The sequence below is a fragment of the Streptomyces griseoviridis genome (assembly GCF_005222485.1).
GTDB lineage: Bacteria > Actinomycetota > Actinomycetes > Streptomycetales > Streptomycetaceae > Streptomyces > Streptomyces hintoniae.
In genome coordinates this window covers 1,470,831-1,493,529 of sequence record NZ_CP029078.1, presented here as the reverse complement: position 1 = coordinate 1,493,529, position 22,699 = coordinate 1,470,831, and the positions used below count along the sequence as shown (strand labels likewise).

General features: G+C 73.3%; 24 protein-coding genes and 1 pseudogene. 14 read left to right on the top strand and 11 right to left on the bottom strand.

Annotated features, from left to right (window positions below):
- Nucleotides 1-6 precede the first annotated feature (6 nt).
- Entirely contained in the window at nt 7-432 is a 426-nt protein-coding gene (locus tag DDJ31_RS05660) for a GNAT family N-acetyltransferase (RefSeq protein ID WP_127181385.1), read from the bottom strand.
- Between the two features lie 164 nt (nt 433-596).
- Here DDJ31_RS05660 and DDJ31_RS05655 point away from each other — a divergent pair, with 164 nt between their 5' ends.
- Together DDJ31_RS05655 and DDJ31_RS05650 are read left to right on the top strand one after the other, a co-directional pair.
- Nucleotides 597-857: a toxin-antitoxin system HicB family antitoxin gene (locus DDJ31_RS05655; RefSeq protein WP_127181386.1), complete on the top strand. Its 261-nt coding sequence runs from the start codon at nt 597-599 to the stop codon at nt 855-857.
- Nucleotides 858-861: 4 nt separating this feature from the next.
- Complete coding sequence (locus DDJ31_RS05650) at nt 862-1,236, top strand: fic family toxin-antitoxin system, toxin component (protein WP_127181387.1); 375 nt, start codon at nt 862-864, stop codon at nt 1,234-1,236.
- A 75-nt stretch (nt 1,237-1,311) separates the two neighbouring features.
- Here DDJ31_RS05650 and bioD read toward each other — a convergent pair whose 3' ends face one another.
- The 3 genes from bioD to bioB are packed head-to-tail and all read right to left on the bottom strand — an operon-like array spanning nt 1,312 to nt 4,691.
- Entirely contained in the window at nt 1,312-2,028 is a 717-nt protein-coding gene (gene bioD / locus DDJ31_RS05645; RefSeq protein ID WP_127181388.1) for a dethiobiotin synthase, read from the bottom strand.
- A gap of 1 nt (nt 2,029) precedes the next feature.
- Nucleotides 2,030-3,394, bottom strand: coding sequence for an adenosylmethionine--8-amino-7-oxononanoate transaminase (locus DDJ31_RS05640; RefSeq protein ID WP_431028691.1), 1,365 nt, complete (start codon nt 3,392-3,394; stop codon nt 2,030-2,032).
- A complete protein-coding gene (gene bioB / locus DDJ31_RS05635) occupies nt 3,387-4,691 on the bottom strand; it encodes a biotin synthase BioB (RefSeq protein ID WP_127181389.1) in 1,305 nt (434 codons plus the stop codon). Before bioB ends, DDJ31_RS05640 begins: the two co-directional genes overlap by 8 nt.
- Before the next feature lie 147 nt (nt 4,692-4,838).
- On the opposite strand from bioB, the gene DDJ31_RS05630 reads away from it, so the two are divergent.
- Nucleotides 4,839-5,966: an 8-amino-7-oxononanoate synthase gene (locus DDJ31_RS05630; protein WP_127181390.1), complete on the top strand. Its 1,128-nt coding sequence runs from the start codon at nt 4,839-4,841 to the stop codon at nt 5,964-5,966.
- 135 nt (nt 5,967-6,101) lie between these two features.
- Here DDJ31_RS05630 and DDJ31_RS05625 read toward each other — a convergent pair whose 3' ends face one another.
- Both DDJ31_RS05625 and DDJ31_RS05620 read right to left on the bottom strand, forming a co-directional pair.
- The gene (locus DDJ31_RS05625) at nt 6,102-6,329 is read right to left on the bottom strand and encodes a DUF397 domain-containing protein (protein WP_127181391.1); all 228 of its coding nucleotides are present in this window, start codon (nt 6,327-6,329) and stop codon (nt 6,102-6,104) included.
- Nucleotides 6,330-6,338: 9 nt separating this feature from the next.
- The gene (locus DDJ31_RS05620) at nt 6,339-7,202 is read right to left on the bottom strand and encodes a helix-turn-helix domain-containing protein (RefSeq protein ID WP_127181392.1); all 864 of its coding nucleotides are present in this window, start codon (nt 7,200-7,202) and stop codon (nt 6,339-6,341) included.
- A gap of 213 nt (nt 7,203-7,415) precedes the next feature.
- Here DDJ31_RS05620 and DDJ31_RS05615 point away from each other — a divergent pair, with 213 nt between their 5' ends.
- Entirely contained in the window at nt 7,416-7,874 is a 459-nt protein-coding gene (locus DDJ31_RS05615) for an ATP-binding protein (protein WP_127181393.1), read from the top strand.
- 108 nt (nt 7,875-7,982) lie between these two features.
- Here the strand turns inward: DDJ31_RS05615 and DDJ31_RS05610 are convergent, their stop codons facing one another.
- The 3 genes from DDJ31_RS05610 to DDJ31_RS05600 all read right to left on the bottom strand — a co-directional run bounded on the left by DDJ31_RS05610 (nt 7,983) and on the right by DDJ31_RS05600 (nt 9,467).
- Nucleotides 7,983-8,456, bottom strand: coding sequence for a C40 family peptidase (locus DDJ31_RS05610; protein ID WP_127181394.1), 474 nt, complete (start codon nt 8,454-8,456; stop codon nt 7,983-7,985).
- Between the two features lie 527 nt (nt 8,457-8,983).
- A complete protein-coding gene (locus DDJ31_RS05605) occupies nt 8,984-9,292 on the bottom strand; it encodes a hypothetical protein (RefSeq protein ID WP_127181395.1) in 309 nt (102 codons plus the stop codon).
- A gap of 7 nt (nt 9,293-9,299) precedes the next feature.
- On the bottom strand, nt 9,300-9,467 hold the full coding sequence (locus tag DDJ31_RS05600) for a hypothetical protein (RefSeq protein WP_164785034.1): 168 nt from the start codon (nt 9,465-9,467) through the stop codon (nt 9,300-9,302).
- A gap of 396 nt (nt 9,468-9,863) precedes the next feature.
- On the opposite strand from DDJ31_RS05600, the gene DDJ31_RS05595 reads away from it, so the two are divergent.
- The 8 genes from DDJ31_RS05595 (at nt 9,864) to DDJ31_RS05560 (ending at nt 16,660) form a co-directional block, all read left to right on the top strand.
- Nucleotides 9,864-10,142, top strand: a complete 279-nt coding sequence (locus DDJ31_RS05595; protein WP_127181396.1) for a type II toxin-antitoxin system Phd/YefM family antitoxin — start codon at nt 9,864-9,866, stop codon at nt 10,140-10,142.
- Nucleotides 10,143-10,441: 299 nt separating this feature from the next.
- Complete coding sequence (locus DDJ31_RS05590) at nt 10,442-10,744, top strand: urease subunit gamma (RefSeq protein WP_127181397.1); 303 nt, start codon at nt 10,442-10,444, stop codon at nt 10,742-10,744.
- 9 nt (nt 10,745-10,753) lie between these two features.
- Nucleotides 10,754-11,065 (top strand): urease subunit beta, encoded by a 312-nt coding sequence (locus tag DDJ31_RS05585; RefSeq protein ID WP_127181398.1) that lies wholly within the window; start codon nt 10,754-10,756, stop codon nt 11,063-11,065.
- Nucleotides 11,058-12,779, top strand: a complete 1,722-nt coding sequence (locus DDJ31_RS05580) for an urease subunit alpha (RefSeq protein WP_127181399.1) — start codon at nt 11,058-11,060, stop codon at nt 12,777-12,779. Before DDJ31_RS05585 ends, DDJ31_RS05580 begins: the two co-directional genes overlap by 8 nt.
- Nucleotides 12,779-13,453, top strand: coding sequence for an urease accessory protein UreF (locus DDJ31_RS05575; RefSeq protein WP_127181400.1), 675 nt, complete (start codon nt 12,779-12,781; stop codon nt 13,451-13,453). Before DDJ31_RS05580 ends, DDJ31_RS05575 begins: the two co-directional genes overlap by 1 nt.
- A gap of 47 nt (nt 13,454-13,500) precedes the next feature.
- Nucleotides 13,501-14,178 carry an urease accessory protein UreG gene (ureG, locus tag DDJ31_RS05570; RefSeq protein WP_127181401.1) on the top strand — a complete coding sequence of 226 codons (678 nt, stop codon included), beginning with the start codon at nt 13,501-13,503 and terminating at the stop codon, nt 14,176-14,178.
- A complete protein-coding gene (locus tag DDJ31_RS05565) occupies nt 14,175-14,933 on the top strand; it encodes an urease accessory protein UreD (RefSeq protein WP_240678268.1) in 759 nt (252 codons plus the stop codon). Before ureG ends, DDJ31_RS05565 begins: the two co-directional genes overlap by 4 nt.
- Nucleotides 14,934-15,061: 128 nt before the next feature.
- Entirely contained in the window at nt 15,062-16,660 is a 1,599-nt protein-coding gene (locus DDJ31_RS05560; RefSeq protein WP_127181403.1) for an alpha/beta hydrolase, read from the top strand.
- Nucleotides 16,661-16,727: 67 nt separating this feature from the next.
- Here DDJ31_RS05560 and DDJ31_RS05555 read toward each other — a convergent pair whose 3' ends face one another.
- Nucleotides 16,728-17,444: a lysophospholipid acyltransferase family protein gene (locus DDJ31_RS05555; protein ID WP_127181404.1), complete on the bottom strand. Its 717-nt coding sequence runs from the start codon at nt 17,442-17,444 to the stop codon at nt 16,728-16,730.
- Nucleotides 17,445-17,800: 356 nt separating this feature from the next.
- On the opposite strand from DDJ31_RS05555, the gene DDJ31_RS05550 reads away from it, so the two are divergent.
- A complete protein-coding gene (locus DDJ31_RS05550; RefSeq protein ID WP_127181405.1) occupies nt 17,801-18,847 on the top strand; it encodes a hypothetical protein in 1,047 nt (348 codons plus the stop codon).
- A 111-nt stretch (nt 18,848-18,958) separates the two neighbouring features.
- Nucleotides 18,959-19,932: pseudogene (locus DDJ31_RS05545) on the top strand (helix-turn-helix domain-containing protein).
- 30 nt (nt 19,933-19,962) lie between these two features.
- Here DDJ31_RS05545 and DDJ31_RS05540 read toward each other — a convergent pair.
- Nucleotides 19,963-22,470, bottom strand: a complete 2,508-nt coding sequence (locus DDJ31_RS05540; RefSeq protein WP_127181406.1) for a SpoIIE family protein phosphatase — start codon at nt 22,468-22,470, stop codon at nt 19,963-19,965.
- Between the last annotated feature and the right edge of the window lie 229 nt (nt 22,471-22,699).

Genomic DNA, 22,699 nt, shown 5'->3' with positions numbered 1-22,699 from the left:
GTGGCCTCAGCCGGTGAGCGGCTTCACCCAGCGCAGCCACTGGTCCTGGGGCCCGTACCCGGCCGCGTCCCAGGCGTGGTGGGCGTTCTTGTTGCGGGTCAGGACCATCGCGTCGGCCCGTCGGCCGCCGAGCGCGACGAACCGTTCCTCCGCCGCCGCGAGCAGCGCCGAGCCGATGCCCTGGCGGCGCCGCCCCGGGTGCACCGCGAGCCGGTAGAGATGGCAGCGCCAGCCGTCGAACCCGGCGATCACCGTGCCGACCAGCTCACCGTCCCGCTCGGCCAGGATCAGCGCCCCGGCGTCGCGCTCCACCAGCCGCTCGACCCCCGCCCGGTCGTCACTGATGCTCGTTCCCTCGGCCGCCGTCCGCCAGAAGGCGAGAACGGTGTCCAGATCTGCGGGGCCCGCGGCCCTGATGTGCGGTGCGCTCATACGGTGATCCCAGCAGTGGGCAACCGCCCCGCGCCCGGAATTCCACCATCCGGACAGCCCGCGCGGACCGGCGCGCCCCGGCGCGCGTCTCCCGGGGCCGGAGCGCCGCCGGCCGCGCACGCGCCACCTTGCCGCTGCTAGCGGTTCCGCGCTAGCTTCGAGGGATGGCGAAGACCCAGCTGAACGTACGGGTGGACGAGGGCACGGCCGCCGCCGCCCGCGAACGCGCGCTGTCCCGCGGCATCAGCGTCAACCGCTACATCGAGGAACTGGTCCGACAGGACACCGGCGAAGTGGGCCACACCTTCGTACAGGCGGCGGCCGACTTCATGAAGCAGTACGAGTCGGTCTTCGCCGAGGAGTTCGGCGCCGAGGCCGAAGGACGCGGCACCGGCAGCCAGGGCCCGCGCGAAGGTCGCCACTGATCCCTTGAGCCGCCTCAGTATCGACCTCGCCTGGCTCCTCATGCTCGCCGAACAGAAGACGCCGGGGGACCCCCAGGTCGCCGACTGGGGCGCCCTCGTCGCGGCCGTCGCCCGGCACGAGGCCGAGATATTCGACGTCCCGGTCTACGACACCCCGCACGCCCGCGCCGCCGCCCTGCTCCAACTCCTCGTCCATGTACCGGCGTTGGAGCGCTCCAACGCGCTGTTCGCGTCGGCCGTCGCCTACGCCTACCTGGTCGCCAGCGGCCTCAAGGTCGCGACCTCGCCCGTACAGGTCCGCGAACTGGCCCGGCTGGTGAAGAACGGCGAGGCGACGGTGCACGACATCGCCGAGGAGCTGCGCCGGTGGACGGTCTGAACTCCCGTCCGGACAGGGTCTGAACTCCCGCCCGGACAACGCCTCCCCTCACCGCCGACCTGCGTGACGGTGTCGTCACAGCGCCTCGCGGGCCCCGAACTCCGCAGCGTCCCAGGTGCCGTTCAGCCGGGGCGCCAGCCACGTCGGCGCCGCGGCGCGGAAGTCGGCGGGTGACAGGGCCCCCGCGCCGGCCGGCAGGGCGCCGAGCAGCGGGGCGCCCGCCACCTCGGGCAGGTCGGTCACATTGCACCGCGTCGCCAGGTCGGGGGAGTCAGGCCAGCTGCCGATCACCACACCCGCCGACTCCAGCCCACGGGACGCGAGTTCACGGGCCGTCAGCTCCGTGGTGTTGAGGGTGCCGAGGCCCGCCGTCGCCACCACGAGCACCGGCGCGCCCAGCCGGACCGCCGCGTCGGCCAGCGTGCCGCCGTCCGCGTCGAACCGGACCAGCAGCCCGCCCGCCCCCTCCACCAGCACCAGATCGTGTTCGGTGGCCAGCTTCGCGGCGGCCTCCGCGATCTCCCACGGACGCACCGGCGCCCGACCGGCCCGCCGCGCGGCCGTCGCCGGCGCCAACGGGTCGGGGTAGCGGGCGAGTTCGGTGGTCGAGACGGCGCCCGCGAGCCGCGCCACCTCGGCCGCGTCCCCCGGCTCGTCCGGCCGGACACCCGTCTGGGCGGCCTTCAGCACCGCCACCGTGCGGCCGGCCGCCAGGGCGGTGGCGGCGACGGCGGCGGTCGTGACCGTCTTGCCGACCTCCGTGCCCGTGCCCGTGATCACCAGGACCGTCATGTCATCCCTCCCGCGCCGCCGCGCACACCGCGCGGGCGATCCGTGCCACGTCCGCGTCCCCGGTGACGTACGGCGGCATCGTGTAGACGAGGTCGCGGAACGGCCGCAGCCACACGCCCTCCCGGACGGCGGCCCGGGTCGCCGCCGCCATGTCCACGGGGTGGTCGAGCTGCACCACCCCGATGGCGCCGAGCACCCGCACGTCCCGTACCCCGGGCAGCTCACCCGCGGGGGCGAGCCCGTCCCGCAGCCCCGTCTCGATCCGCCCCACCTCGGCCCGCCAGTCCTGGCCGACCAGCAGTTCGATCGAGGCGCAGGCGACGGCCGCCGCCAGCGGGTTGCCCATGAACGTCGGACCGTGGGCGAGGACCGGCACCGCGCCGCGGGAGATGCCGTCGGCCACCCGCGCCGTGCACAGCGTCGCCGCCATCGTCAGATAGCCGCCGGTCAGCGCCTTGCCGACGCACATCACGTCCGGTGCCACCGCCGCGTGGTCGGCCGCGAACAGCGCGCCCGTCCTGCCGAACCCGGTCGCGATCTCGTCGAACACCAGCAGCACGTCGTGCGCGTCGCACGCCTCGCGCAGCACCCGCAGATACGCGGGGGAGTGGAACCGCATCCCGCCCGCGCCCTGCACCACCGGCTCCACGATCACCGCGGCCAGCTCGTCGGCGTGCCGCGCGATCTCGGCCCGCAGCCGCTCGGCGTACGCCTCGTCGTACCCGGCGGGCGGCGCGTCCACGAACACCTGCCGGGGCAGCACCCCGGGCGCTGCGTTCCACAGGTCGTGCATCCCGCCGTCGGGGTCGCACACCGACATCGGCTGCCAGGTGTCGCCGTGGTAGCCGCCGCGCCAGGTCAGCAGCCGGTGCTTGCCTGGCCGGCCGAGCGAGCGCCAGTACTGGAGGCACATCTTGACGGCGACCTCCACCGACACCGAACCCGAGTCGGCGAGGAAGACATGTTCGAGACCTTCTGGCGCCAGCTCGACCAGGAGCTTCGCCAGCCGCACGGCGGGCTCGTGGGTGAGCCCGCCGAACATCACATGGCTCATCCGGCCGAGCTGCGCGTGGGCGGCCTCGTTCAGCACCGGGTGGTTGTAGCCGTGGATCGCCGACCACCAGGACGCCATCCCGTCGACCAGTTCGCCCGCGCCGTCGGCGAGCCGCAGCCGCACCCCGCTCGCCGACTCCACGACGAGCGGCTCACCCCGGCCCGGCATCGGCCCGTACGGGTGCCACACATGCCGCCGGTCGAGCTCCAGCAGCTCCGGCACGGAGAGCGCGGGCGCGGGAGGGCGCGGCGCGGCCGGCGCGGGCGCGGCCGGCCCGGGGCCGGACAGCGCGGGCGAGGACAGCTCAGGCATTGGGGGCGAGATCCGTCCCCGCCCCGCGGCGCCGGAACGTCACCAGGTCGGTGCGCGCCTCGCCCGCCGCCCGCGCGCCCGCCGGTACGGCCGGTGCCGCCGCGGGTCCGGACGCGGGAGCGGCCACGGGCGCCGAGCCGCGGACGCCGCCCTCACCGCCGTCGCCCCGCGCCCCGCACCCGCCGCCGTCGGCGTGGGAGCCGCAGCCACCGCCGTCCGCGCCCGCGTGCGCCCCGCAGCCCCCGCCGTCCGCGTCCCCGTGGGAGCCGCAGCCGCCCTGGGCCGCCGCCGTCGCCCGGTGCCTCGGCAGGGTCGTCTCCCCGGCGCCCTCCACCTCGAACCCGGCGTCCGCGATCATGTCGAGGTCGGCCTGTCCTGCCTGCCCCTCGCTGGTCAGGTAGTCGCCGAGGAAGATCGAGTTGGCCAGGTGCAGGGCCAGCGGCTGGAGCGTGCGCAGGTGGACCTCGCGCCCGCCCGCGATCCGCACCTCCACGTCAGGGCAGACGAACCGCACCATCGCGAGGACGCGCAGGCAGCGCTGCGGGGTGAGGTGCCACTCCTGGGCGAGCGGGGTGCCCTCCATCGGGATGAGGAAGTTGACCGGGACCGAGTCCGGGTCGAGGGCGCGCAGCGCGAAGACCACGTCCACCAGGTCCTCGTCCGTCTCGCCCATGCCGGCGATGAGGCCCGAGCACGGCGAGAGCCCTGCCGCGTGCGCCTTGCGCACGGTGTCGACGCGGTCGGCGTAGGTGTGGGTGGTGGTGATCTCCCCGTACGTCCCCTCGGACGTGTTCAGGTTGTGGTTGTAGGCGTCGGCGCCCGCCTCGCGCAGCCGTTCGGCCTGGCCGTCGGAGAGCAGTCCGAGGCAGGCGCAGACCTCGACGCCCTCGTTCTGGTCCTTGATCGCCTTGATGGTCCGCGAGACCCGGTCCACGTCCCGGTCGGTCGGACCGCGCCCGCTCGCCACCAGGCACACCCGCTTGGCGCCCCCGGCGAGCCCGGCGGCGGCCGCCTCGGACGCCTGGTCGGGCTTGAGCCACGTGTACTTGAGGATGTCGGCCTTGGAGCCGAGCCGCTGCGAACAGTAGGAGCAGTCCTCCGGGCAGAGCCCGGACTTCAGGTTGACGAGATAGTTGAGTTTCACCCGTCGGCCGAACCACTGCCGGCGCACCCGGCCGGCCGCGGCCACCACGTCCAGCACGTCGTCGTCGGAAGTGGCGAGGACGGCCAGCGCTTCCTCGCGGGTCGGCAGCTCGCGCCGAAGCCCCTTGTCCACCAGCGTGTTCAGCAGGTCCATGGAAGCCGATCCTTGCCTACCTGACCCGCCCAGGCAAAGGAGACTTCATACAACAGAGCCACTTCGACGTGTGGGTATCGCCACATCCTTCGGCGCGTGCCCGACGGCTAATGTCTGTTCACTGCCTACAAAAAGCCCGGAGGAGCCATGGCGTTCGGCTGGATCGACGAGCAGGCGGAGCTGCGGCGCCGCGCCGGTCTCGTCAGGACCCTCCGCCCGCGCCCGGCGGACGCCCCGCTCCTGGATCTGGCGGGCAACGACTACCTGGGTCTCGCCCACCATCCCGAGGTCGTCGAGGGCGCGGCGCGCGCCGCCCGCACCTGGGGCGCGGGCTCGACCGGCTCCCGGCTGGTCACCGGCACCACCGGACTCCACGCCGAGCTGGAACGCGAACTCGCCGTGTTCTGCGGGTTCGAGGCGGCCCTCGTCTTCTCCTCCGGGTACACCGCGAACCTCGCCGCGGTCACCGCGCTCGCCCCGCACGGCACGCTCCTGGTCTGTGACGCGGGCAACCACGCCTCGCTGATCGACGGCTGCCGACTGGCCCGCGCCGAGCGGCAGATCGTCGGACACCGCGACCCGGAGGCGGCGCGCAAGGCGCTGCGCGCGCACGAGGGACCCGCGCTCGTGGTGTCCGACACCGTGTTCTCGGTCGACGGCGACGCCGCTCCGCTGGGCGAACTGGCCTCCGTCTGCCGGGAGTTCGGCGCGGGTCTGCTGGTGGACGACGCGCACGGGCTCGGGGTCCTCGGTGACGGCGGGCGCGGCGCGGGGCACGCGGCGGGGCTCGCGGGCGCCGACGACGTCGTGGTGACGGCGACGCTCTCCAAGTCGCTCGGCAGCCAGGGCGGGGTGGTCCTCGGGCCGGCCCGGGTGATCGACCATCTGGTCAACGCGGCACGGACGTTCATCTTCGACACCGGACTCGCGCCCGCCTCCGTCGGAGCGGCCCTGGCGGCGCTGCGGCTGCTGCGCCGGGAGCCGGAGCGGGCCGCGCGCGCCCGGCGGGTCGCGGCGGAACTGCACGCACGGCTGACCGCCGCGGGCCACGAGGCGGTGCGCCCGGACGCCGCGGTGGTCTCCGTACGTGCCCCGTCCCCGGAGGAGGCCGTGCGCTGGGCGGCCGACTGCCGTGCCGCCCAGGTGGCCGTGGGGTGTTTCCGTCCTCCTTCCGTGCCCGACGGGATCAGCCGGCTCAGGCTGACGGCCCGTGCGGATCTCTCCGGGGAGCAGATCGAACGCGCTGTACGAGTGATCGGCGAGACGCGACCATGAGTCGGCGTGACACGGCCGTGCGTCGTCCGAGAGGGAAGTGATCAGACTCGCTCAGATCCGAACAGACTGGGTGGAGTCATGCTGGAACCGATCAGAACTGTTCAGGTGCGGAGTGCCCGGTCGGACGGCGTCCGATCAGACGCGGAACGCGGCCGTGAACCCCGCCCAGCTGTCGGGGGAGAACAGCAGCGCGGGCCCCGCCGGTTCCTTCGAGTCGCGGACGGCGAGCAGCCCGGCACGGTGTCCCGAGCGCGTCAGGGCCGTCTCGACGCAGTTGTTCGCTCCCGTGCTGTAGCTGCTGCGCAGCCAGCGCACGCCGTGCAGTTCGGCGGTGGAAAGGACGTTCCGAGGCAGTGCTGACATGGTGCCTCCTTACGCGCCGTCAGCTATCCCGGCGATGTAATCCAACGAATCCTCGGGCGAGAGGGCGCGGATCTGAAGGGTGGTGAAGGCCTCGGTGTAGGCCCGGAGGTCTTCTTTCCGTTCGAGATAGAGGCTACTCGTCAAGTGGTCGAGCACCACCACGTCCAGATCAGAAGTGCTCGAAAATGAGAAAATAACGAAAGGGCCGGTCACGCCCACATGCGCCCCGGCAGTGAACGGCAGTACCTGGAGTCGCACTTGGGGGAGTTCCGCCGCCTCGATCAGGCGATGCAGCTGCCGCACCATCACGCCAGGGCCGCCGATCTCACGGCGCAGCACCGCCTCGTCCAGGACCGCGCTGAGCCGCAACGGCGGCTGGCCGCGCAGCACATGCTGGCGGGCCAGCCGCACCTCGACCAGCGCGTCGAGCCGTTCGTCGTCGAGGCCCCCGACGGCGGCGCTGGTCACCGCCCGCGCGTACTCCGGGGTCTGGAGCAGTCCCGGCACCACGGAGGTCTCCAGTGTGGCCATCGCGCTCGCCTGCGACTCCAGGCTGATGAAGTCCCGGTACGTCGGCGGAAGCACCCCGCGATAGGCGTGCCACCAGTGGTGTCCGCCGTTGCCGCCCTCGTCGCCGCCCGCCAACACCATGAGCAGTTCGCGCTGTTGGGGATCGGCCACCCGGTACGCGTCCAGCAGTAACCGCACATCGGCCTGTTTCACCCCACTGGCGCCGGTCTCGATCCGGCTGACTTTCGACTGGTGCCATCCCACGATGCGGGCGGCCTCGCCGCTCGTGAACCCCGCGACCGTCCGCAGGGTGCGCAGTTCCGCGCCGAGTTTCCGGCGGCGCACCGCGGGACCATGTTGCATGGAGTACTCCCTACTCCTTCCGGGCCACTCAAATACGGTCTCGCGTCGCAGAGTTCACCGCTTCGAGCGACAGATATATGCATATCTTGGGGGATCGCCAGCCGGGACGGGCGCGGTAATGGCAGTCTGGCGGCGAACCACCAGTCCGGGACCGTACTCGAACCATCCGTTCCATGTCGGACTCCGGTCCCGAGGGAAAGGGACGACGTCGCCATGGCAGACCACCTGGAAGCATCCGTCACTCTGCCGAGCGAGCCCGCATCGGTCTCCGCGGCCCGCGGCTACGTGGTGTCGGCGCTCGCGGAGTGGGGCCTCGCGGCCGACAGCGACGCCGCCGACACCATCCGCCTGATCGTCTCCGAGCTGGCCACCAACGCCGTGCAGCACACCTTCGGCCAGTCGCCGACCTTCACCGTGGTGATGGAGCTCGAACGGCACGAGCGGCTGCGCGTCGGGGTCACCGACAGCCACCCCCGGTTCCCGAAGCGGCTGCCGGCCGCCGTGCAGCAGGACAACGGCCGGGGCATGGTGATCATCCGCTGGCTGGCCGCCGAGTGCGGCGGCCGGGTGCGGGTGTGGCCCACCCGGGAGGGCGGCAAGACCGTCTCCATCGAACTGCCGTGGACGGTCGAGGCCCGCCCGGTGTCGCGAGCGGGCCGGCAGGAGCCGTAGCGGCCCCGTGGCCGCCGCCTCAGGACCGGGAACGGCGGTGCCGCCGCCGCGGGGCCGGGACGGGCCCTGACGGCGACGGCGAAGCTGCCGGTGCCCTCGGGGGGAGGGTCAGCTGACCCGGCCGTACCAGACGCTCTTGGTCCAGATCTTCTGCAGGCGCACCACGTCCCCGGACTTGGGGGCGTGCCAGATCTTCCCCTTACCGGCGTAGATGCCGACGTGGTAGACGCTGGAGCCCGAGTGGAAGAACACGAGGTCCCCGGCCTTGCGGCTCTTGGACGACACGTGATGGGTCTTGTTGTACTGCCCGGCGGCCGTCCTCGGCAGGCTCTTGCCCGCCTTCTTGAACGAGTACAACGTGAGCCCGGAGCAGTCGAAGCGACCAGGTCCTGTGGCGCCGTACCGGTAGGGGGAGCCCTTCTTGGACGCCGCCACCTGAAGTGCCTTCGTCGCCGGCGCGGCGGCCGCCGCGGACGACGCGACACCGGGGACCACGACCGAACCGCCCACGGCGGCGATCGTGAGGGCCGAGGCCGTACCGGCCCTGACCATGAGCGACGGGACACGATTGAGCGCAGTCATGCGCAACCCTTCGTCAGCCGCCTGTGAAGGATGACCTGTCGGATTCGGGCTGGCGAAGTTGCCCGGCCGCGCGGTCGCGGCTTCACCCCAAGGGCTGCTCGGACCCGGTCATGGCGTGACCGTCCCGGCGACCCGTCGTGCTCGGGTCCTCCACTCCTGCCGATCCACTCCTGTCGACCGGTCATCCGGGCGGCGGCAGGACTCGGCGTCCGCCCGGATCGCCCCGCCGCTGCGGCGGGGGCTTGTCGTCGTCACGGATCTTGGCGTACGGATGTCTGAAAATCCCAATGCAATCGGGTATTTGTGTTGTTCCTCACCACTCGCCCGTTCGGGTGGACATCTGCCGCCGCGCGCCGCGGCCGAGGGCGTGGGGGACGCCCGGACCAGCGGCGAAGGGCCTCTCGGCGGCGCTGCGGTACGCGGGATGCGCAACTCCGAGGTCCCTGATGAGCAGTCATGAGTCCTTCGAATGGGGGTAAGTCGTTTGGTCCGTTTCGACCGGCTCCTGGACACCGCGTGGCTGTACGTCAACTTCCCGTGGCCGGCGGCAGGGTGACCCGGGCCGTACGGCGTTCGCCGTCGAGCACCCGCAGGGCGCGGGCGAGGGTCGGCGCGTGCAGTTCGCTCTCGCCGCGCTGGTGCATCGTCGCGAGCGCGTCCCGCAGTTCGGTGGCCCGCGCCACCAGGGCCTGCGCCGCCCGCAGTCCGGCGTAGGTGTCCCCGTGCCGGCCGGGGTTGATCCGGCCGAGCAGGTCGACGGCGTCGAGGTAACGGTCGATCAGTTCGCCCTCGGCGCGAGTCAGCGCGGGCAGTGGCGGCAGCTCGGGCGGCAGCATCGGCGGCTCACCGCCCGGTGGGCGGCACGGCGGCGGACCCGAGGCCGGCCACGATCGGGTCCACCGGCCCGTGGGCCACGGCCTCTCGGGTGTCCTGGGCCGGGTCCCGCCCAGGGCGCGCCGTCCCCATCGCGGTCATCTCGGGCAGGACGTGGCGGGCGGACCCTCTGGTCATGACGTACCCCTCCTGAGTCGGAGCCGGCCCCTGGCGGAGCGCTCCGTCGAAAATGTACAGGACGTACAGACGGTGGGGTGGCGTTCGCGGACATCCGCGTCGCCAACGCCCCCGCCCGCCCCGGTCGGTCGGGGTGCGGCGGCTCGACTGCCGCCGGTGCGCGCGCTGGTGACGGTGCGACGGGCCCGGCGCGCCCAAAGGAGCGGCCCGCGCCTCCGCGCCCCAGCCCGGCGCCCCCGACGACCCGACCCGACGGCCTTCCGCTCCGGCTCGGACGCCCCCCGCTCCGCCCGGACGTCCTACCGCTCCCGGCCCCGGCGACCGCTCTCCCGTGCCCGGCGACCTCCCCTTTCCCGGCCCGGCCCGGTGTCGGAGGGCCGCCGTAAGCTAGGGGCCATGGCCTACGAGATTCCCGTGACCCAAGCCAGGGCCGAGCTGGCGGACCTGATCAATCGGGTGGTGTACGGCGGCGAGCGCGTGGTCGTGACGCGGCACGGGAAGCCCCTGGTCGCCCTGGTCTCGGCCGCCGACCTGGAGCGGCTCGCCGAGCTGGACGCCGCCGCTGACGAGCCCGTCGTCAGCTCCGTCTCCGCCGTCCGCGAGGTCGCCTCCGCCCCGCGTGAGCACCAGCGCTACGGGGTCGCGGCGGAGCACCGGCGGCCCGGCGGCCCCTGAACCTGAACCGCGGTCCGGCGCCCTCGCGCCCGGCGGTGGCGCCCCCGCCGCCCGGCGGCCTGCCCGCGCGGACTCCCGTCGTCTCCCCGCGGCCGGCCCGTGCCGCCCCGCCGCCGCCGTATACGTTCCGCCGAGGGTGCCGGGAAGCGGCCCCGGGCCGGGTCGCGTGATCACCGCGAGGTTAACTTGTTCGAAACCCTGCCCAATTAGCCTGCCGATCCACGCCACCAGGGACGTCGCCCCGTGGCCGCGGCAATCCGGGCCCCGCGCGGCCCGGAGCGAGGACTGTGAGGTGTGATGTGCAACTGACCCCGCACGAGCAGGAGAGGCTGCTGATCCATGTGGCGGCTGACGTGGCGGAGAAGCGCAGGGCCCGCGGGCTGCGGCTCAACCACCCGGAGACGGTCGCGCTCCTCACCTCCCACATCCTGGAGGGCGCCCGCGACGGCCGGACCGTCGCCGAGCTGATGGCCTCGGGACGGACTTTGCTCACCCGGGACGACGTCATGGAAGGCGTCCCCGAGATGATCCACGACGTCCAGGTCGAGGCGACCTTCCCGGACGGCACCAAGCTCGTCACCGTCCACGAACCGATCGTCTGAGGTGCGCCCGTGATTCCCGGAGAGATCCTGTTCGCGGACGACCCGGTCGTCTACAACGCGGGCCGCGAGGTCACCCGCCTGACCGTGCTCAACGCCGCCGACCGCCCCGTCCAGGTCGGCTCCCACTACCACTTCGCCGAGGCCAACCCCGGACTCGACTTCGACCGCGCGGCGGCCCGCGGCAAGCGGCTGAACGTCAGCGCCGGCACCGCCGTCCGCTTCGAGCCCGGTATCCCCGTCGACGTCGAACTCGTCCCCCTCGCCGGTGCCCGGGTCGTGCCCGGACTGCGCGGGGAGACCGGAGGTGCCCTCGATGCCTGAGATCTCCCGTGCCGCCTACGCCGACCTCTTCGGCCCCACCACCGGCGACCGCGTCCGGCTCGCCGACACCGATCTGCTCGTCGAGATCGAGGAGGACCGCAGCGGCGGCCCCGGGCTCGCCGGCGACGAGGCCGTCTTCGGCGGCGGCAAGGTCATCCGCGAGTCCATGGGCCAGTCCCTCGCCACCCGCGCGGACGGCGCCCCCGACACCGTCGTCACCGGCGCGCTGATCATCGACCACTGGGGCATCGTCAAGGCCGACGTCGGCATCCGCGACGGCCGGATCACCGGCATCGGCAAGGCCGGCAACCCCGACACCATGGACGGCGTCCACCCGGACCTGGTGATCGGTCCCGAGACCGAGATCATCGCGGGCAACGGCCGCATCCTCACGGCCGGCGCCGTCGACGCGCACGTCCACTTCATCTGCCCGCAGGTCGCCGACGAGGCGCTCGCCTCCGGTGTCACCACCCTGGTGGGCGGCGGCACCGGACCCGCCGAGGGCTCCAAGGCCACCACCGTGACGCCCGGCCCCTGGCACCTGGCCCGGATGCTGGAGGCGATGGAGGGCCACCCGGTCAACATCGGTCTCCTCGGCAAGGGCAACACCGTCTCCCAGCAGGGGATGCTCTCCCAGATCCGCGGCGGCGCCCTCGGCCTGAAGCTGCACGAGGACTGGGGCTCGACGCCCGCCGTCATCGACGCGGCCCTCACCGTCGCCGACCGGACCGGCGTCCAGGTCGCCATCCACACCGACACCCTCAACGAGGCCGGATTCGTCGGGGACACCCTCGCCGCGATCGGCGGCCGAGGCATCCACGCCTACCACACCGAGGGCGCGGGCGGCGGGCACGCGCCCGACATCATGACCGTCGTCTCCGAGCCGCACGTGCTGCCCAGCTCCACCAACCCCACCCGGCCGTACACCGTCAACACCGCCGAGGAACACCTCGACATGCTGATGGTCTGCCACCACCTCAACCCGGCCGTCCCCGAGGACCTCGCGTTCGCCGAGTCCCGCATCCGGCCCTCCACCATCGGCGCCGAGGACGTCCTGCACGACCTCGGGGCCATCTCGATCATCTCCTCCGACGCCCAGGCCATGGGCCGGATCGGCGAGGTGATCCTGCGCACCTGGCAGACCGCGCACGTGATGAAGCGCCGCAGGGGCGCCCTGCCGGGCGACGGCCGCGCCGACAACCACCGGGTCAGGCGCTACGTCGCCAAGTACACGATCAACCCGGCGCTCGCCCAGGGCCTCGCCCGGGAGATCGGCTCGGTCGAGACCGGCAAACTCGCCGACCTGGTGCTGTGGGAGCCCGCGTTCTTCGGTGTCAAGCCGCTCCTGGTGCTCAAGGGCGGTCAGATCGCCTACGCGCAGATGGGCGACGCCAACGCGTCCATCCCGACCCCGCAACCCATCCTGCCGCGCCCGATGTTCGGCGCGATCGGCCGGGCGCCCGCCGCCAACTCCTTCAACTTCGTGGCGCCGCTCGCGATCGAGGACGGACTGCCGGAACGGCTCCAGCTCGGCAAGCGGTTCGTCGCCATCGAGTCGACGCGCGCGGTGACCAAGGCGGACATGCGGGAGAACGACGCGAGGCCCCAGGTCCTGATCGACCCGGACAGCTTCGCCGTGCACATCGACGGCGAGCTGGTCGAGGCCCAGCCCGCCGCCGAACTGCCCATGGCCCAGCGTTACTTCCTCTTCTGATGTCCAGGTCGGCACTGCTGGTCCTGGCCGACGGCCGGTTCCCCGCCGGAGGGCACGCGCACTCCGGCGGGGCCGAGGCCGCCGTCAAGGACGGCCGGGTCACCGGCGCCGCCGGCCTCGCGGACTTCTGCCGGGGCCGGCTGCACACCACCGGCCTGGTCGCCGCCTCCCTCGCGGCGGCGGCCTGCCTCGGCCTGGACGTAAGGGAGTTGGACGCGGCGGCCGACGCGCGCACCCCCTCACCCGCGCTGCGCACGGCCGCCCGCAAGCTGGGCAGGCAACTGACCCGGGCCGCGCGGGCGACCTGGCCGGCCGCCGAACTCGACGCGCTGGCACGGGCGTTCCCCAAGGGGGCGCACCAGCCTGTGGTGTTGGGGCTCACGGCACGCGCCGCCGGTCTCGGACCGCTCGACGCCGCGTACTGCGCGGCCTACGAGAGCGTGAGCGGGCCCGCGTCGGCGACGGTGCGGCTGCTGAGCCTCGACCCGTTCGACGCGACCGGGGTCCTGGCCCGGCTGGCACCCGAGACGGACCAGGTCGCGGACCGGGCCGTGGAGGCGGCCCGCCGGGCCGCCACGGACGGCGTGGACGCCCTGCCCGCCGCCTCCGCCCCGCTGTCGGAGATCGGCGCGGAGGCGCACGCCGGCTGGCCGGTACGCCTGTTCGCGTCGTGAGCCAGGGGGCTGCCGCCCCAGGGCACAGAGCACTTTAGGAGCCGTACATGCACCTCGATCACCTCCACGACGGCGCCCTCGCCGTCAGCGCCGACGCCCGGCGCCCCGACGGGACCCGGCGTGCCCTGCGCGTCGGGCTCGGCGGCCCGGTCGGCTCGGGCAAGACCGCCACCGTCGCCGCCCTCTGCCGGGCGCTGCGCGACGAACTGTCGCTGGCCGTCGTCACCAACGACATCTACACCCGCGAGGACGCCGAGTTCCTGCTCCGCGAGGCCGTGCTGCCGCCCGAGCGGATCAGCGCGGTGGAGACGGGTGCCTGCCCGCACACCGCGATCCGCGACGACATCTCGGCCAACCTCGAAGCCGTCGAGGACCTGGAGGACGAGGTCGGCCCGCTGGACCTGATCCTCGTCGAGTCCGGCGGCGACAACCTCACCGCCACCTTCTCCAAGGGCCTCGTCGACGCGCAGATCTTCGTGATCGACGTGGCGGGCGGCGACGACATCCCGCGCAAGGGCGGCCCCGGCGTGACCACCGCCGACCTCCTCGTCGTCAACAAGACCGACCTCGCCCCCTACGTCGGCTCCGACCTGGCGCGGATGGCGGCCGACGCCAAGGCCCAGCGGGGCGAACTGCCCGTGATCCTCCAGTCGTTGCGCGCCGAGGGCGGGGTCGACGACGTCGCGGCCTGGGTGCGCGGGCGGCTCGCCGCCTGGAGCGTGTGAGCGTGAGCGGGGTCCGCGCCACCGCCCGGATCGTCGCCCGCGCCGACGGCCGGGGCGGCACCTCCCTGCCGGTCCTGGAAGGTGACGGGCCGCTGGCCCCGCGACGCACCCGGGGGAGCGGGGACGAGGCCCGGGTGATGCTCGTCGGCGCGATGAGCGGCCCGCTCGGCGGCGACCGCTTCGCGGTGCGGGCGGCCGTGGAGAGCGGCGCCCGGCTGCGGGTCGGCTCGGCCGCCGCCACCATCGCGCTGCCCGGCCAGGCCAAGGGCGAGGCCCGCTACGACGTCCACCTCGACATCGCCGAGGGCGGCGAACTGACCTGGCTGCCCGAGCAGTTGATCTCGGCGGCCGGCAGCGACCTGTATGTCACCACCCGGGTGGAGGCGGGCGAGGGGGCCAGGATCGTGCTGCGCGAGGAGCAGGTGCTCGGACGGTTCGGCGAGGAGCCCGGCCGGCTCACCAGCCGTCTGACGCTGCGGATCGGCGGGGGGCTGGTCCTCGACCAGGAGCTGGCCTGCGGTCCCGGTGCCCCCGGCGGCTGGGACGGCCCCGCCGTGCTCGGCGGCCACCGCGCCGTCGGCCAACTGCTGCTCGTGAGACCCGAGTTCGCCGCCGATCCGCCTCGGGCACGACTGCTCGGAGAGGGGGCCGCACTGGTGCCGCTCGCCGGGCCCGCCGTCCTGGTGACCGCTGTCGCGGCCGACGCCCGGCTGCTGCGGCGGGTGTTGGACGAAGCCCTCGGTCAACTGCCCTGACCGCTCAGCGGGACATCACATTCCGGCTATCGGATTGGCAAAGAAGGTCAACGACCCCTGTTCTCAGGAAGCTCACAGCAGCGAGGATCCCCCGTACCGAATCGAAACGATGTACGGGGAGGTCCCACTTGAGGGGTATCAGAACGAACAGGCGGGCGGCGGCGCTCGGTTCCGCCGGCGTGTTCGTCACCGCCGCGCTGATAGCCGGCGCCGTCGCCGCGCCCTCGGCCAGCGCCGGAACCCGGCACGGCCAGGACCGTGAGGCGCGCGGCGCGGCCATCGCGGCGGAACGGGCCGCGAAGACCGGCATCGACTGGAAGGACTGCCCCGCCGACTGGGGTCTCGTCGCCCCCATCCAGTGCGGCTGGGTCAGCGTCCCGCTCGACTACGCCAAGCCCTACGGCAAGCAGATCAAGCTCGCCGTCGACCACATCGGCAACACCGGCACCAAGGCCGAGCGCCAGGGCGCGATCGTCTACAACCCCGGCGGCCCCGGCGGCTCCGGTCTGCGCTTCCCGACCCGGGTCACCAACAAGAACCCGGTCTGGGCGAACGTCGCCAAGGCGTACGACTTCGTCGGCTTCGACCCGCGCGGCGTCGGCCACTCCGCGCCCATCTCCTGCCAGGACCCGCAGGAGTTCGTCAAGGCGCCGAAGCTCGACCCGGTGCCCGACTCCGAGGCCGACAAGCGCGTCCAGCGCAAGCTCGCCGCCGCCTACGCCAAGGGCTGCGCCGAGCGCACCGGCAAGCAGACGCTGGCCCAGATGACCACGCCGAACACCGTGCGCGACCTCGACGTGATCCGCGCCGCCCTCGGTGAGAAGAAGCTCAACTACCTCGGCGTCTCCTACGGCACGTACATCGGCGCCGTCTACGGCACGATGTTCCCCGGCCACCTGCGCCGCATGGTCGTCGACAGCGTCGTCAACCCGTCGCGCGAGAAGGTCTGGTACCAGGCCAACCTGGACCAGGACATCGCCTTCGAGGGCCGCTGGAAGGAGTGGCAGGACTGGGTCGCCGCCAACGACGCCGCCTTCCACCTCGGCACCACCCGCGCCGCCGTCCAGGCCAAGTGGCTCGACCTGCGCGCCACCGCCAAGAAGAAGCCCCTCGGCGGGGTCGTCGGACCGGCCGAGCTGATCAGCTTCTTCCAGAGCGCGCCCTACTACGACTCGTCGTGGGTGCCGGTCGCCACCGTCTTCAGCAAGTACGTCGCCGGCGACACCCAGGCGCTGATCGACGCCGCGGCTCCCGACCTGTCGGACACCGCGGGCAACATCTCCTCGGAGAACGGCAACGCCGTCTACACGGCCGTCGAGTGCACCGACGCCAAGTGGCCCACCAGTTGGCAGAAGTGGGACCGCGACAACACCGCGCTCCACAAGAACTACCCGTTCATGACCTGGGCCAACGCCTGGATGAACCTGCCCTGCGCGACCTGGCCCGTCAAGCAGCGGACCCCGGTGGAGGTCACCAGCCACAAGGAGCTGCCGCCGGTCCTGATCGTGCAGTCGACCAATGACGCCGCCACCCCCTACGAGGGCGCCGTCAGCCTGCACCAGCGCTTCAAGGGCTCCCGCCTGATCACCGAGAAGGACGCGGGCTCCCACGGCGTGACCGGACTGGTCAACTCCTGCATCAACCAGCGGGTGGACAGCTACCTGCTCACCGGCAAGCTCGACGCGGCCGACGTGACCTGCGGCCCGCACGCCACGCCCAAGCCGTAACCCTCACCCGCACACGGTGCGGGGGGCGGCCACAACGTCGGCCGCCCCCCGCACCGTTCGCACCCGCTCAGCCCAACGGCAGCCGCGGGAACCGCCGTTCCCGCTCGGCGGCCTGCTGCGCCTTCGCCACCGACGCGTACTCGTCGACGTACTCCTGCTCCGACAGCGACAGGATGGCGTACATGATCTCGTCCGTGACGGCCCGCAGGATCGCCTTCTCGTCCTCCATGCCGGCGTACCGGGAGAACTCCAGGGGCTCGCCGAACCGGATCGCCACCGGGTGGACGTTCGGGATGACCTTCCCGGGCGGCTGCGCCTCGAAGGTGCCGATCATCGCGCACGGGATCACCGGGACGCCCGACTTCAGGGCCATCACCGCGACGCCCACCTTGCCCTTGTAGAGCCGGCCGTCGTGCGAGCGGGTGCCCTCCGGGTAGATGCCGAGCAGCTCGTCCTCGGCGAGCACCCCGAGGCCCTCGCGGATCGCGGCCTGCCCGGCCTCCTTGCCGGTGCGGTCGACCGGGATCTGCCCCGCGCTGCGGAAGAAGGCCGCGGTGAGCCGGCCCTTGATGCCGGGCCCGGTGAAGTACTCCTTCTTCGCCAGGAACGTGATGCGCCGCTTGAGGATGGCCGGCATCAGGAAGTGGTCGGAGAAGGAGAGGTGGTTGCCGGCGATGATCGCGGCGCCGGTGGCAGGCACGTGGTCGAGGCCCTCGATGCGAGGCCGGAACAGCACTCTCAACAGGGGCCCCAACAGCACGTACTTGAGGACGTAATAGAACACGGGGTCGCTCCCAACGGTACCGATTCGGCCCGAGGGGGCCGCGTTCACACAGGTCAAGAGTGATGTTGGAGGAGATCAGTTTACGTGCGGGTCCTCTTACGTGTAACCGGCTCGGGCCGGTCCCATGCCGGTCGCGCACCCGCTGTCATGACGTTTCGTCAGATCCGGTCCTCCGTCCGGAACACGCGTTCCGAGCGGGATCAGCCACGATGACGGAGAATTGTTCGATGCCGCCTCAGCCGTCTCCGTCACCCCGGCCATCCCCGTCGTCCGGGCGGTCTCCGTCGTCCGGGCCATCGCCGTCGTCCCCGTCGTCCGGCGGCGCGCCGTATCCGCCCCTGGGCGGCAGGACCGGAGTGCTCCTGTGCGGTCTCGCCGGGCTGCTCCTGCTGGTGGCGGCCGTGGTGCTGCTGACAGGACCGCTGCCCGGCGCGACGGCCGCCCGGGACGACTACCGCTCCGCACGGCCCTGCCCCGCCGGCGCCGGCCGCGACGAGGGCGACTGCCTGCGGGACCGACAGGCCACCGTGGTCGAGGCCGGTGCCCCCGGGGAGAGCTGGCGGCAGATCTACCGCCGGCTCTCCTACACCACCGGAGGACACCGCGGCGAGGTGCGGTTGAGGGGCGGCGGCCCGGTCCTGTCGGCGGCCGAGCCGGGCGACCGGATCACCCTCACCTCCTGGCGCGGCGAGGTGCGGGCCGTCACGTCGGCGGGCGTCCGCGAGGAGACGGCGGCGGCACCCACCAGGACCCCCGGCGCGCTGGCCGCCACGGCGCTCGCCCTGCTGATCGCCGCCGGGATGTTCTGCTGGTGCGCGTACTGGTCGGCCCGCCGCTCGCGCTTCTCCCGTCTCGCCTCCCCCTGGCAGCTCGTGGTTCCCGTGGTGGCGTGCGCGCTGCTCGCGGCGACCGTCTTCGTCGTCGGACTCTTCGGGCCCGGCCTCACCGAGGTGCTGGTGTTCACGGCCGTCGCCACTGCGGTGACCGCGACGGCCGCCACCGCCGTCGTCCTCCTCACGGGCCGCCGCCGCACCGCCGGGTCCACCCGGTCTGCCGACGCGGACAGCGTCGAGATCGCGCCCGAGCGGTCAGCGGAGCAGCGGTGCGTGCCCGTGTCGCTGAGCGGGGACGTGCCCTACGACCTGCACGGCTTCGACTATCTGGTGATCGGTCCCGGGCTGCTCGCCGTCACCACCGATCCGACCGGCCGGGTCGCCAGACGGCCGGTCCCGCCCGACCTGGAGGCCGTCCGGGTCCGCCCGCCGCTCCGCACCGATCCGCGGCCCCCGCCGCACCACACCCACCTGGTGGTGGAGTGCCGCGACGGCGACACCCCCGTGCTGATCGCCGCGGACCGGCACGACATCCCCTGGATACTGGGCGCGCTCAGGTCCGGGGCCTGAGACGTCCCGGCCCGTGATCACCCGCGGGCGGAGCTGTGCCGGCGGGCCTGACCGGGTGAGACTGGGGTGCGGGGGCATCGGCCCGGAAGTCGAACAGGAGGGGTGGCGGAGATGCTGGTCGAGACGGTGTTCCGGAGCGCGGACCTGCCCACGGCCGAACGGTTCGAGGGCTGGCGCCAGGTCATGAGCGCCACCCACGCCCCGCTGGAGCTGCGCAGCACCCGCGCGGCCGACTTCCACGCGCGGCTGCGGCTGATCAGCCTCGGCGATGTCGCGGTCTGGCCGGCCGAGTTCGACCCCACGGTGTTCGTACGGACCCCGAAGCTGATCCGGCAGTCCGACCCCGAGATCTTCCACCTCACCCTGGTCCTGAAGGGGCACGGGGGAGTCGCCTGGAGCAGACAGGAGGCGACCTACGGACTGGGTGACTTCTACTCGACCGACTCCGCGCGGACGTCGGAGACCTGGACCAGTCAGGAACTGATCAGGACGGTCGGTGTGGAGGTCCCCAAGGCGCGGCTGCCGTTGCCGAGGGGCCGGGCCGAGCAGGCGATCGGGCGGCCGATGTCGGGCGGTACGGGAGTCGGCGCGCTGCTCGCCCTGTTCCTCACCCAACTCAGCGAGAACACCGGCCAGTACACCGCCGAGGACGCCCCGCGCCTCGGCACGGTCCTCGCCGACCTCGTCGCCGCGCTGTTCGCGCACACCCTCGAAACGGTCACGTCCCTGTCGCCCGAGACCAGGCGGCGGACCCTGGCCCTCGCCATCCAGGCGTTCATCCGGCAGAACCTGCACGACCCCGGCCTGACCCCCGGCGCGATAGCCGCCGCGCACTCCGTCTCGCTGAGCCATCTGCACCGCCTCTTCCGCGACGAGGGCGTCACCGTCGCCGCCTACATCCGCGGACAGCGCCTGGAGGGCGCCCGCCACAACCTCACCGACCCCGCCCTCCACGACACCCCCATCCATGTCATCGCCGCGCGCTGGGGGTTCCCGCGGGCCGCCGAGTTCAGCCGCCCTTCCGCGCCGCGTACGGCGTCCCGCCGAGGGACTACCGCCACGGGCCGTCCCGCACCGCCGCGTAGCGGGCTGCCTGCCGTCGGTGGCCTCTCCGGTCACTCGGGCGGCCCGGTCAGCGACTGCTCGGCCCAGATGACCTTCCCCTCGGGCGAGTAGCGCGTGCCCCAGCGCTGGGTGAACTGCGAGACCAGCAGCAGCCCCCGGCCGCCCTCGTCGGTGGTGCGGGGATGACGCAGATGGGGTGCGGTGGCGCCGCGGTCGGTGACCTCGCAGATCAGCGCGCGGTCCCGGATCAGCCGCAGCCTGATCGGTCCGCCCGCGTGCCGCATCGCGTTGGTGACCAGCTCGCTGACGACCAGTTCGGTGGTGAACGCCAGCTCCTCCAGGTCCCATTCGGTGAGCTGCCTGGCCGCCGCCTTGCGGGCGACCGCGACGATCGCCGGATCGGACGTCAGCTCCCAGTCGGCCACCTGGTCGGCGCCGAGCAGCCGGGTGCGGGCCATCAACAGGGCCACGTCGTCGTGCGGATGGGCCGGGACCAGTGCGTCGATCACCGCCTCGCCCCTGCGGTCGAAGGAGCCGGTGGCCCGTTCGAGCGCCCGCCGCAGCCGCTCCCGCCCGGCGTCGCCGTCCTCCCCGTCTCCGCCGCCGTCGCCGTCGGCGAGCAGGCCGTCGGTGTGCAGGACCAGGGTGCTGCCCGCGTCGAGCGCCAGTTCCACCGCCTCGAAGGGCGGGCCGCCCGCCCCGAGCGGCGGTCCCTGCGGCAGCTCGACGAAGCGGACCGTGCCGTCGGGTCGCACCACGGCGGGCGCGGGGTGCCCGGCGGCGGCCATCGCGCAGTGCCCGTCGACGGGGTCGTAGACGACGTAGACGCAGCCGGAACCGACCGCCTGCATGCTGTCGCCGTACGAGTCGCCCTCCGGGTCGGGGCGCACCCCCTCCTCCTGGGCGGTCCTGCCCACCAGGTCGTCGAGGTGGGCGAGGATCTCGTCGGGCGGCAGGTCGAGGGCGGCGAGGGTGCGGACGGCGGTGCGCAGCCTGCCCATCGCGGCGGACGCGTCGATGCCGTGCCCCGGCACCTCCCCGACGACCAGCGCCACCCGTGCCCCCGACAGCGGGATCAGGTCGTACCAGTCGCCGCCGAGGCCGGTCAGCTCGTCGGCCGGCCGGTAGCAGGCGGTCACCTCCACCGCGTCCTGCTCGGGCAGCCGGCGCGGCAGCAGACTGCGCTGGAGCGCCAACGCGGCATCCCGTTCCCGGGTGTAGCGGCGGGCGTTGTCCACGCAGACGGCGGCCCGCGACACCAGGTCCTCCGCCAGATGCAGATCGTCCGCGTCGAAGGGGTCCTGGCGGCCGCGCCGGAAGAACGCCGTCACGCCCAGAGTCACGCCGCGCGCCCTGATCGGCACCACCATCGCGCTGTGCAGGCCCAGATCGCGGAAGGTGACCGCCCGCGCGCCCGGCGCCCGGCTCGCCCACTCGGGGGCCGTCGGATCGAGCCGCTCCTGCCGCCAGGCCCGCCCGGACGCCAGCGCGATCAGCGGCGGCGAATCCGCCAGGTACCCGGCCTCGGCGCCGATGTCGACGAACGCGGCCTCGGCCACGTCCCCCGCGGCGCCGTCCGGGCCCCGCTCAGGGTCGACCGACCGGTGCCCGGCCCGGCGCAGCACCGGACGCTCGGGACCCTCGGGCGGCGGCGCGGGTTCGCCGCCGCGCAGCACCCAGGCGAGCAGGTCGACGGTGACGAGGTCGGCGAAGTCGGGGACCGCCACGTCGGACAGCTCCTGGGCGGTCCCCTCGATGTCCAGGGTGCGGCCGATGCGCTCGCCCGCCCGGTCGAGGAGCGCGAGGCGCTGCCGGGCCCGGTGCCGCTCGGTGACGTCGACGACCGTGTAGCAGACGCCCGTCGGTCGGCCGTGCTCGTCCTCCAGACGGGTGAAGGACAGCAGGTGCGCGGTCTCCCGGTGCGGGGCCGACCTGGGATGGCCGACGTGCTCGTAGCCGACCACCGGCTCGCCGGTCGCCAGCACCCGCCGCATCTGCGCCTCGATGCCGTCGATGTCGAGGCCGGGCTGGATCTCCGCGAGCCTGCGGCCCAGGCGCTGTCCAGGGGGGCCGCCGCCGAACTGTTCGAGGGCCGGGTTCGACCACACGAACCGCAGCCCGGTGTCGACCACCGCTATCCCGACGGGGGACCGGGTGAGCATCTGCTCCAGGACGGTGCGGCTCAGGTCCCAGCCGGGACCGCAGGCCAGGTCGGAGAGCAGGACGAGCCAGCGGACGGCTCCGTCGGGTTCCACCGCCCGGGTGACCCGCGCCATCACCCGCACCGGGCGTCCGTCCGCGCGCAGCGCGGTCAGCGGGCCCGCCCAGTCGCCGTCGGTACGGCACCGTTCGGCCAGCTCGGGGAGGCGGGCCGCGTCGGCGGGCGCGAGGAAGGCGGCGACGGGCGTGCCGACGGCCTCGGCGGCGGGGCGGCCGAGCAGGCGCTCGGCGCCCCGGGTCCAGCTCGTGACGGTGCCGCGCGCGTCGAGCAGCAGGGGCGCGGCATCGGCCACGTCGAACCGCTGCCGGTTCCCGCTCCGCTCCTCCTGAGCACCCACGGCCGACCTCTCTGTAGCGGAGAGTGGTCTTCCACTTCTTCCACCTCTGCCACCTCTTCTGTCTCTTCTCCATCTTCACTCGCCCCGCCCGCCCGTGCGCGTGACCAGCACCGGGGGAGTGAAGGAGAGTCGACGGGGCCCGACCGGGACGGACCGGGGTGGGAGATGAGCGGAGACGAGAGGCGACGGGACGGGCCGGGGCGAGACCGGAGTGGGTGACACCGGGGTG

Coding starts and splice junctions, on each gene's coding strand:
- DDJ31_RS05660 (WP_127181385.1), bottom strand. CDS start 432: ATGAGCGCACCGCACATCAGGGCCGCGGGCCCCGCAGATCTGGACACC.
- DDJ31_RS05575 (WP_127181400.1), top strand. CDS start 12,779: ATGTCCAGGTCGGCACTGCTGGTCCTGGCCGACGGCCGGTTCCCCGCC.
- bioD (WP_127181388.1), bottom strand. CDS start 2,028: ATGACGGTCCTGGTGATCACGGGCACGGGCACGGAGGTCGGCAAGACG.
- DDJ31_RS05655 (WP_127181386.1), top strand. CDS start 597: ATGGCGAAGACCCAGCTGAACGTACGGGTGGACGAGGGCACGGCCGCC.
- DDJ31_RS05620 (WP_127181392.1), bottom strand. CDS start 7,202: ATGCAACATGGTCCCGCGGTGCGCCGCCGGAAACTCGGCGCGGAACTG.
- DDJ31_RS05610 (WP_127181394.1), bottom strand. CDS start 8,456: ATGACTGCGCTCAATCGTGTCCCGTCGCTCATGGTCAGGGCCGGTACG.
- DDJ31_RS05595 (WP_127181396.1), top strand. CDS start 9,864: ATGGCCTACGAGATTCCCGTGACCCAAGCCAGGGCCGAGCTGGCGGAC.
- bioB (WP_127181389.1), bottom strand. CDS start 4,691: ATGGACCTGCTGAACACGCTGGTGGACAAGGGGCTTCGGCGCGAGCTG.
- DDJ31_RS05580 (WP_127181399.1), top strand. CDS start 11,058: ATGCCTGAGATCTCCCGTGCCGCCTACGCCGACCTCTTCGGCCCCACC.
- DDJ31_RS05625 (WP_127181391.1), bottom strand. CDS start 6,329: ATGTCAGCACTGCCTCGGAACGTCCTTTCCACCGCCGAACTGCACGGC.
- DDJ31_RS05600 (WP_164785034.1), bottom strand. CDS start 9,467: ATGACCAGAGGGTCCGCCCGCCACGTCCTGCCCGAGATGACCGCGATG.
- DDJ31_RS05615 (WP_127181393.1), top strand. CDS start 7,416: ATGGCAGACCACCTGGAAGCATCCGTCACTCTGCCGAGCGAGCCCGCA.
- DDJ31_RS05630 (WP_127181390.1), top strand. CDS start 4,839: ATGGCGTTCGGCTGGATCGACGAGCAGGCGGAGCTGCGGCGCCGCGCC.
- ureG (WP_127181401.1), top strand. CDS start 13,501: ATGCACCTCGATCACCTCCACGACGGCGCCCTCGCCGTCAGCGCCGAC.
- DDJ31_RS05640 (WP_431028691.1), bottom strand. CDS start 3,394: ATGCCTGAGCTGTCCTCGCCCGCGCTGTCCGGCCCCGGGCCGGCCGCG.
- DDJ31_RS05605 (WP_127181395.1), bottom strand. CDS start 9,292: ATGCTGCCGCCCGAGCTGCCGCCACTGCCCGCGCTGACTCGCGCCGAG.